This window comes from Staphylococcus sp. HMSC36A10 (assembly GCF_001838845.1).
Classification (GTDB): domain Bacteria; phylum Bacillota; class Bacilli; order Staphylococcales; family Staphylococcaceae; genus Staphylococcus; species Staphylococcus aureus.
The window spans coordinates 108,454-117,895 of the sequence record NZ_KV839105.1 but is presented as its reverse complement, the minus strand read 5'-3'; the positions used below and the strand labels follow the sequence as shown (position 1 = coordinate 117,895).

The following is a 9,442-nucleotide window of genomic DNA, read 5'->3' as shown; positions in this document are numbered from 1 at the left end:
AAATTGATGTAGAGCCTGTTTTTGGATTTATGAAAGCTATTTTGGGTTTCACTCGAATGTCAGTCAGTTCGAGGAATAAATAAAGTTAAACGAGAGCTAGGTTTTGTATTAATGGCACTTAATATAAGGAAAATAGCAGCTCAACGAGCTGTACATTATAAAATACATATCAAAAAAGCTGATTTCTATCAAATAATTAATAGAAATCAGCTTTTTTACATTGCCTAAGAACTTAATGTCCCAAGCCCTTATTTATAGTGTAATATTAATCTTCTTCTCCGTAATTCGGCTTTTCAATATAACCTTCTTCTTCTAACAATCTCTCAAGGTTTTGTTTTAATTCAAGTTTATCCCCTAAATTATCGATGACATGATCGGCCATTCGACTTTTTTTATCAATAGAAATTTGGCTATAGACACGAGCTTTCGCATCTTCTAATGACAAATTATTACGTTGCATTAAACGATCCATTTGTATACTTTCAGAAGTGTATACAACCCACACTTCGTCTACTGTATTTTCCAATTCATTTTCAAATAATAATGGAATATCCATGATTACATTATATCCTTGTTTTAAATATTCTTGCTTTTCTTCTTCCATAATATCTCGCACGATAGGATGTATGATAGCATTTAATTCTAAGCGTTTTTCTGGATGGTTAAACACTAAATCACCCATATAACGACGATTCATCTCACCATTTTCATCAATTGCTTCATCACCAAAGACTTCTCGTACTTGAGCTAAACCTTTACTCCCCTTTTTAACAGCTTCCCTGGCTGCTTTATCAGCATCTACTACTTTAAAACCGAATACGGATAAGAGTTCTGATACTGTTGATTTTCCTGAGGCGATTCCACCTGTTAGACCAATAACTTTCGGCATAATTTCACTCTTTCTTTATTTTTGACATACTGGACAATAATGACTATTTCTTGTCGCGATGATTTTTGTTTCAATTTGACTTCCACACACTTTGCATACCGGCTGCTTATATACATTAAGATGCAATTGCATCTCACCAGTTTTTCCATCAGCATGACGATAATCTGAAATACTTGTACCGCCATATTTAATACCTTCTTCTAGTACTTCTCTAACATAATAAAAAACCATTTCTTGTTGTTGGTGTGTTAAGTCTTTTACTTTTTTATCTGGTAAAACACCTGCACGAAACAACGCTTCACATGCGTAAATATTTCCACAACCTGCGATTACTTTATGATCCAAAATCACTTGTTTGATTGGTTTATTCTTATTAGACTGTTGATGAATTCGATTTAAATAATACGTCAATGCTTCATTTGAAAAAGGTTCAGGCGCTATTTCTAAAAATGAAGGATAAGATGCTACAGACGCAACATTTCTAATTTCTCCAAAACGACGTATATCTGAATAAATTAACTTTTTGTCATTTGACAACTCAAAAATAACATGCCAATGCTTACGATAATTAGGTATCATAATATCTTCAAGTTCATCTACAATGAAAAAACCACCCGCCATACCTAAATGACTAATTAATGTACGTTGTTCTCGTTTATTATCTAGCTGAAAAACGATATATTTACTTCTTCGTTCTACATTTGTAATGGTATAGCCTTCCGATAAAGTTTTAAAAGTATCTAATTCAATTCCTTTTATAATTGTTTCCTTGCCTTGAGCTTTACCTTCGATTACTTTATCCGAAAATATAACGTGTTCAATTTTTTGATTTATAACGTAGGGTTCAATTCCTCTTTTTACATGTTCTACTTCTGGTAATTCGGGCATACCATTAACCTCACTTTATTTTGCATCATACCAAGTTGCACCATAACTTGAGTCTACTTTTAATGGAACATCTAATTGCAATGCATTTTCCATTATCTCTTCTACAAATTCACTAAATGAATCTACTTCTGACTTAGGTACTTCAAAAATTAATTCATCGTGTACTTGTAATAATAGTTTAGCTTGATATGTTGTCTCTTTCATTTTTTGTGCAAATTTAACCATTGCCAGTTTAATGATATCTGCAGCACTGCCTTGTATTGGCGTATTCATAGCAGTACGTTCAGCAAAGCCGCGTAAATTAAAGTTACGACTCGTAATATCAGGAATATAGCGTCGACGATGTAGCAATGTTTCCACATAACCTAAAGCTTTGGCATCTTTTACAATATCAGACATATATTGTTTTACACCTGGGAAACTAGCTAAATAATCATCAATGAATGCTTTTGCTTTTTTACGAGTAATACCTAAACTTTGACTTAAACCATAATCACTTATCCCATAAACAATTCCAAAGTTAACCGCTTTTGCTTGACGACGCATTAAACTATCGACTTGATCAGCCTCTACACCAAATACTTTCATAGCAGTTGCTGTATGAATATCATCGCCGTTGATAAATGCTTCTTTCATACTCTCATCTTGTGTAATGTGTGCTAATACACGCAATTCAATTTGAGAATAATCTGCTGATAATATAACGCTATCTTTTGAAGTTGGTTTAAAGGCTTTTCTTATTTTACGCCCTTCTTCAAGTCTAACCGGAATATTTTGTAAATTAGGATCTACACTTGATAAACGTCCAGTTTGCGCTAAAGTTTGGTTAAAACGTGTATGGATACGTTGATCATCACTAATTACCTTTTGCAATCCTTCAACATAAGTAGACTGTAACTTAGATAATTGACGATATTCTAAAATATAATCAATGATAGGATGTTCACCTTGCAATTGCTCTAAGACATCTACAGCAGTAGAATATCCTGTTTTCGTCTTTTTAATAACAGGTAATTGTAATGTCTCAAACAATACAACACCTAATTGCTTAGGAGAATTTATATTAAAATCTTCACCAGCTGCATCATGGATATTTCGAATCAAGACGTCTAATTTTTCTTGAATTTCTTTTTCCATTTCTTCTAAATCATGAACATCTGTAAATATACCAATTTCTTCCATTTCACTTAAAATCTTAGCTAGCGGTAGCTCTAAATCAGCTAAGAGTTCTACCTGATTGTATTCTTCTAATTGTTTATCCATATTTGGTTTCGCAAAGTAAATTGCATCAGTAATAGAAGCAACATATGGATTTAAAACATCATCTTCAGGTACCTTAAATTTCTTACCTTTTCCATATATACTCACATCGTCTTTCACAAAACTTTGACCGTACAATGAAACAACTGATTGAACATCACTAATCGTACGAGATGGATCAATTATATAACTGGCCAACATAATATCGAAAGAAATATTTTGAATATCAATTCCCAATCTATGTGATGCTACATATGTTTTTTTAGCATCATATACTACTTTTTTCGTATTCGGATTTTCTAACCATGAAACTAGTTCGGCATAATTATTTATGTCATCCGCATTAATTACAATATGTTTCTCACCTGTAAATAAAGAGAATTTTAAAATATTATTTCGCAAATAGTTACCACCGTCTAATTCGAAATGGATGGCCGCTTCTTTCAATGAAGTAAAATCAATATTATCAAAAGACGTTTCAATTTCAAATGTCTTTTCTATTGCATCTTCAACGCTTGCTGATTGATCAATGTCAGCCAACAATTGTTTGAATTCTAACTTCTTAAACAATTCGATTTTTTCTTGTTGTTCATCTTGATGAGTCATTAACGTATCTTCAAGTTTTACTTCAATCGGACTATCTACATTAATCGTTGCTAATTCTTTACTCATTAATGCATCTTCTTTGCTATTTTGAAGTTTTTCTTTTAACTTTTTACCTGAAATTTCATCTAAATGTTCATAGACACCTTCTACTGTGTCAAATTGGTTTAGCAATTTTATTGCTGTTTTCTCTCCAACACCTGCAACACCTGGTATATTATCAGAAGTATCTCCCATTAATCCTTTCATATCAATAATTTGATTAGGTGTTAACCCATTGTATTTTTCCGCAATAAAGTCAGGTGTATAATGATCAACATCAGTAACACCTTTTTTAGTGTAATAAATGGTTACATTATCCGTTGCAAGTTGTGTTAAATCTCGGTCTCCCGTAATAATAATTGTCTGAAAGCCCGCTTTATCTGCTTCTTTACTTAAAGTTCCGATAATATCATCTGCCTCATAGTTATCTAATTCATAACGTTTAATATGATAAGCATCTAATAATTGGCGAATATAAGGAAATTGCTCACTTAGTTCAGGCGGCGTTTTCTGGCGTCCACCTTTATATTCACTATATTTTTCATGTCTGAAAGTCGTTTTACCTGCATCAAACGCTACTAAAAAATGATTTGGCTTTTCTTCTTTTAAAATCTTCTCTAGTAACATTGCAAAACCATATACTGCATTGGTATGAATGCCTGCTTTGTTTGATAACAAAGGTAATGCATAAAAAGCTCTAAAACTTAAGCTATTACCATCGATTAATACTAATTTATTCACAATTTTAACCTCCAGAACTAATTTATATATATTTTAGCATATTCGACTGTGATGTCGTAATTAAAGAAACTATCTCATAGAGTATTTATACACGACCTAATTTCAAATAAAACAAGTGCCTATATAGACTTAGCTAAAAAATAAAAAAGACATAATCATGATTGTTCTTGATGAGCACTCCATAAAGTCAGGTTAAAAGTCCAACTTTTGAGATGCACATTATCATTTCATGATTATGTCTACTTTTTAATATTTTTATGCTGCTATTTTAAATTTTTATAGGTAAGAATAAGTTATGAATCGTCTGAACCAAATGGAATATATTTAACTTTGGTCATTTTCGGTAATTCTTCATAATTATTAAACCACTCTTGGTAATTTTTATTGATTGGTGACGGATGATGCATATAATGTTCAAACGGCAATGATTCCACTGTATAAACCTCTTGTCGTGGATGATCTTTAATTTGTTGTTTTAATAACTGAACTCTTTTTTCATGTTCATAATGAACATAAATAAATGCACTAAGATATATCACAGCTAAAACTAGTGATGCACCTTTAATAAAATTAACATTGATTGACTTATATTTCCGAAATTCTTTTAATAAAATAATTAAAATGATTACATGTATCGTATAAACAATCAAAAAATTACCTGGTTCAATTGGAGTAACAATGACTAGTGTCGACGCCGAAACACATATTGCAATAAGTAAGGAATATAAAGTAATTTGTGTTTTACGATCATTAATAGACAAATAAATACCTACAAATATCGAAAACGCAAAGTAACCACATACAATTACGTTCACAAAACCAACCAATCCAATATCTGTATTTTTATTTAATAAAAACTGATTGTAAAATAGTAAATAATAAAGCGGTAAAGTGATAAATCCTATCATAATGATACGACGCTTTAATATTGTTAAATGTACATACCGATCACTTCTAAGCAGTAGATAAATAATAAGCGCTGCAATCATACTTAAAATTATAATCTGACTGAAAATGACACCATATGGAAGTGACGTTGATATCATTTCTGCAAATTTTGAAAAGATACCTTGATTATTTGAAACTTGTTGATATTCTGATCCTTCAAATAAAATTTTGCGATAATTTGGATTGGAAAACATAATGATTGTACCTATAGTAGCAATCATAAATGAAAACAATAATTTATAATTAAGTGTTCGATTTGCAGTAAATTCATACAGAAAAGCTAAAATTAAAATGATACAGTGGAATAATGTCACATTCTCCATAAATAATTGACCGAAGAAGCATAAAACATAGAATAGTACAGTAACACTTACCGGCTGCTTTTCTTTATATATAATTGCATTAATACAATAATAAATAATAAAGAGTGAAATTAGTGTTGATGTCGCATAATTATAAAATCCTGCAAACCAGCCATATGTATCTGCATAAATAGCACTTGGTAAAATTAACATTAAAGAAAATGCTAACAAATAATAGCTTGTCCACGCTTTACAACGTGTAATGTGCATAATCATCCAAATGATGCCCATACTAATGAGACCATATGAAAGCCAACGTAACCAGCTTACATGTACAGCTATAATTTCAAAGATATTTCCGATATAGCGACCATTAAGTGATGCAAATCCTACTTTTAAAATATCAGTATTATAATTGCTAAACCATTGTAAATCATCGTGCATGAGTGGTAGTAAGATACCCATAAAAGTATAAAACAATAATATCGCAATTAATATCAAAGTTGTCTTGTGTAATTGAATTGTTTTCACTTTGCTAATCCTCAAATCTAGTTAAATTTTCCTCAACTTGTAGGTCGAAAAATTAATTCAATATTTTTAATGTATTTCTAATTTTCACCTATGCATGTTTCCTCAATCAAATTAGATAAACAAGGTATTTAATATTACTTTCAACAATTTATCTAAATCGCCCCTCGTCTTTTTCTATGACGAATGATTACACTTGTCTATTCAAGTGTTTAAATTAAGATTTATTTCCGTTCAAATAAAACTTATTACTTTTTAATTAAGCATCTATTTTAAGCGCGTTACTAAAATTTCTTTATTATAATAAATATATTATAAAATTGCTTGATTCACAACAATCTATTACTTATAACTTACAAATCGACATATGCAAATGACAAAATTGACAACCGAATTTATTCCACTTCATTAACTCTAATTTAATACCAATAGAGATTTGAACGAAATAAAAAAGCAGCAACAACTTCGTGAAAAATACACGCGCTGTTACCACTTTAATTTTTATTCTTTATAATCTTTTAGAATAACTTTGAACGTTGAGCCTTTGCCAACTTGACTATTCACTTCAATATTGCCTTGGTGGGCCTCTACTATATGCTTTGTAATTGATAATCCAAGACCTGTCCCACCAGAATCTCTACTTCGTGCTTTATCTACTCTATAAAATCTTTCAAAAATACGTTGTTGGTCTTCTAATTTAATACCTATACCAAAATCTTGTACTTCGAAAATGACACGAAAGTCATCTCGATACACACGAACGTTAATATCTCCATCTTCATAAGAATAGTTAATTGCATTCGTTAACAAATTCGTGATAACTTGAGCAATTTTACTTTCTTGTGCTTTAACAATGACATCTTTTTCAATATCAGTATGAATGGAAATATTTTTTTGATTGGCTTGAGTCATCATATTATCAATAATACGCCGCGTTAAATCTGATAAATTCATATAGTCTGTATCTAACTCTGTATGTTGCTCAATATGCGATAAATCTAACAAATCTGTTACTAAAGATTCTATTCGATTTGATTCTTTTAAAATTATGTTTAAAAACATGTCTAATGATTCCGCATCATTTTTTGCACCATCAATAAGTGTTTCAGCAAACCCCTTAATTGAAGTAATAGGTGTTTTTAATTCATGTGAAACATTTGCTACAAACTCACGTCTTAGATTTTCAAGTTGTTTCAGATTTGTTATGTCATGCATCACAACTAAAATCCCTTGCAAACTTTTTTGAGACCTAGTTAAAATCGGAACGCATGAAATATCAAAGTACTTGGCATGGACTTGGTTTATTGCAACTTCCAATTGTTCATAAATAGGTTTTTCAACTTTAAAACTTTCTAAAATTAATTGCTCAATTTCAGTATTAACATAACCGTGATAGCCTACTTGTTCAATATTATGCGAGATGTTGAACTGTTCATAATACGCTTTATTTGCAACAACGATTTTTCCATTTCGATCTATCATTAAAATAGCACTTGGAATATTTTCAATCGTTGTTTTTAAACGGTTGGATTGAATTTTTTGCTCATTATTAAGCTTTTGAAGGCGTCGTGCTAAATCATTGGTAGACACAAAAAGCGCTTTAGTTTCTACAACATTACTTTCAGGTACACGTATGTGATAATAACCATTTGCCAACAATTGTGTTGCATAAGTAACTTCTTGAATGGGACGGATTAATGTACGCTTAAAACTACGGCTTGCAAAATACAGACAAATGAGTACAACTAAACATGTCAAAATAAGATATTTCCACAACGTCCAATGCATTTCTGTAATATCGTTATTGTAACCTTTAATCCATACATGATAACCGTTAACCTTCTTATTAAAAATAAAAACGTCCCTTTTTTGAATATAGCTATCACTATTTGGGATAGCTTTCAGTTTGCCACTACTAAACACCTTTTTATCATGCTTAGTTATCAATAAATCTATATTTTGCTGTTTTACAATTTCTTTAACTTTATCAATCTCATTATCTTGGACTAAATAAATATATGATCTTGCATCTGTTGCTAGAGCTTGTTCGTGTTTTTCTGATAAAACATATGTGATGGAAGCGTGAATAATAATGCCTAATGTAACAAAACTGATAATTAATATACTGCTTATCAATAACATTAAGCGGTGGTGAAACTTCATCATTGTTCTTTAGGTCTTTCCAATTTATAGCCTAAGCCACGCACAGTTTTAATAAGTTGTGGCTTCTTAGGATTATCTTCTAATTTATCTCTTAAATGACTGATATGTACATCAACAATTCTTGAGTCTCCTGCAAATTCATAATTCCATACCGTATTTAACATATGCTCTCTCGTAATGACTCTGCCTTGTCTTTCTATCAAATAAAGCAAGAGTTCAAATTCTTTCGGTGTTAGCTCCAATAACTCATTATGCTTATATACTTCAAAATAATCGGGTCTAATACGTATCGATCCGATGGTAATATCATCGTCAATCTCTTCTACTTCTTTTACAAATTGAGAACGTCTTAAAATGGCTTTCACACGGGCAACAACTTCTCTAGGTGAAAAAGGCTTAGTCATATAGTCATCGGCACCTAATTCTAAACCTAATACCCGATCAAATTCATCATTTTTCGCCGTTAACATTAATATAGGGACTAAATTTTTATTTGTTCTTACAGTCTTACATACGTCAATGCCATCTTTTTTAGGTAGCATAACATCTAAAATAATTAAATCTGGCTGTTCACTTTCTACCTTTTCTAAAGCCTCATCACCATCAAATGCGACAACAACTTCATAACCAGCTGTTTCTAAGTTATATTTAAGTAATGTTACGATTGAATGTTCGTCATCTACTACCAACACTTTTTGCGACATGGTATGCCTCCCTAACTTATAATTATATTTACATTATAACCGAACTATTTATAAAAATAACATCCTACACATTATCTTTACACATTTTTTACATTACTTTACATATAAATAAAATACTTCTTATATTTCCTTCTATCATTTGCATGACTTACTCTGGGACAACGAAATAAACTTTTTGAAAATATCATTTCTATGCCACTACCTATGCATGAGTTTTACTCATTTATTCCTAAGCTTATGTACACAATCGCTTTGTCTAATTTGTAAGAAACACTATATAATCAATCATTAGTGACTCTTTATTATTTCTATCCTGTTGCCAACTTCAATTCATTTAAAAAGGCGAACCTAGCAATTAAAGTTGCTAGACTCAC

General features: G+C 30.9%; 6 protein-coding genes and 1 pseudogene. 1 reads left to right on the top strand and 6 read right to left on the bottom strand.

The features are described from left to right. Window positions 1–228: pseudogene (locus tag HMPREF3247_RS14365) on the top strand (IS5/IS1182 family transposase); the annotation flags it as partial. Window positions 229–265: 37 nt separating this feature from the next. Here HMPREF3247_RS14365 and coaE read toward each other — a convergent pair. The 6 genes from coaE to HMPREF3247_RS07045 all read right to left on the bottom strand — a co-directional run bounded on the left by coaE (window position 266) and on the right by HMPREF3247_RS07045 (window position 9,068). Further along, window positions 266–889 (bottom strand): dephospho-CoA kinase, encoded by a 624-nt coding sequence (gene coaE, locus HMPREF3247_RS07070; RefSeq protein WP_001127167.1) that lies wholly within the window; start codon window positions 887–889, stop codon window positions 266–268. A 15-nt stretch (window positions 890–904) separates the two neighbouring features. After that, complete coding sequence (gene mutM, locus HMPREF3247_RS07065) at window positions 905–1,777, bottom strand: bifunctional DNA-formamidopyrimidine glycosylase/DNA-(apurinic or apyrimidinic site) lyase (RefSeq protein WP_001114452.1); 873 nt, start codon at window positions 1,775–1,777, stop codon at window positions 905–907. A 15-nt stretch (window positions 1,778–1,792) separates the two neighbouring features. After that, window positions 1,793–4,423, bottom strand: coding sequence for a DNA polymerase I (polA, locus tag HMPREF3247_RS07060; RefSeq protein ID WP_001038306.1), 2,631 nt, complete (start codon window positions 4,421–4,423; stop codon window positions 1,793–1,795). Between the two features lie 293 nt (window positions 4,424–4,716). Then, on the bottom strand, window positions 4,717–6,204 hold the full coding sequence (locus HMPREF3247_RS07055; protein WP_000849439.1) for a hypothetical protein: 1,488 nt from the start codon (window positions 6,202–6,204) through the stop codon (window positions 4,717–4,719). Between the two features lie 498 nt (window positions 6,205–6,702). Beyond that, on the bottom strand, window positions 6,703–8,364 hold the full coding sequence (gene pnpS, locus HMPREF3247_RS07050) for a two-component system histidine kinase PnpS (RefSeq protein ID WP_015445861.1): 1,662 nt from the start codon (window positions 8,362–8,364) through the stop codon (window positions 6,703–6,705). Continuing rightward, complete coding sequence (locus tag HMPREF3247_RS07045; RefSeq protein WP_000080028.1) at window positions 8,364–9,068, bottom strand: response regulator; 705 nt, start codon at window positions 9,066–9,068, stop codon at window positions 8,364–8,366. The genes pnpS and HMPREF3247_RS07045 overlap by 1 nt, the downstream gene beginning before the upstream one ends. Between the last annotated feature and the right edge of the window lie 374 nt (window positions 9,069–9,442).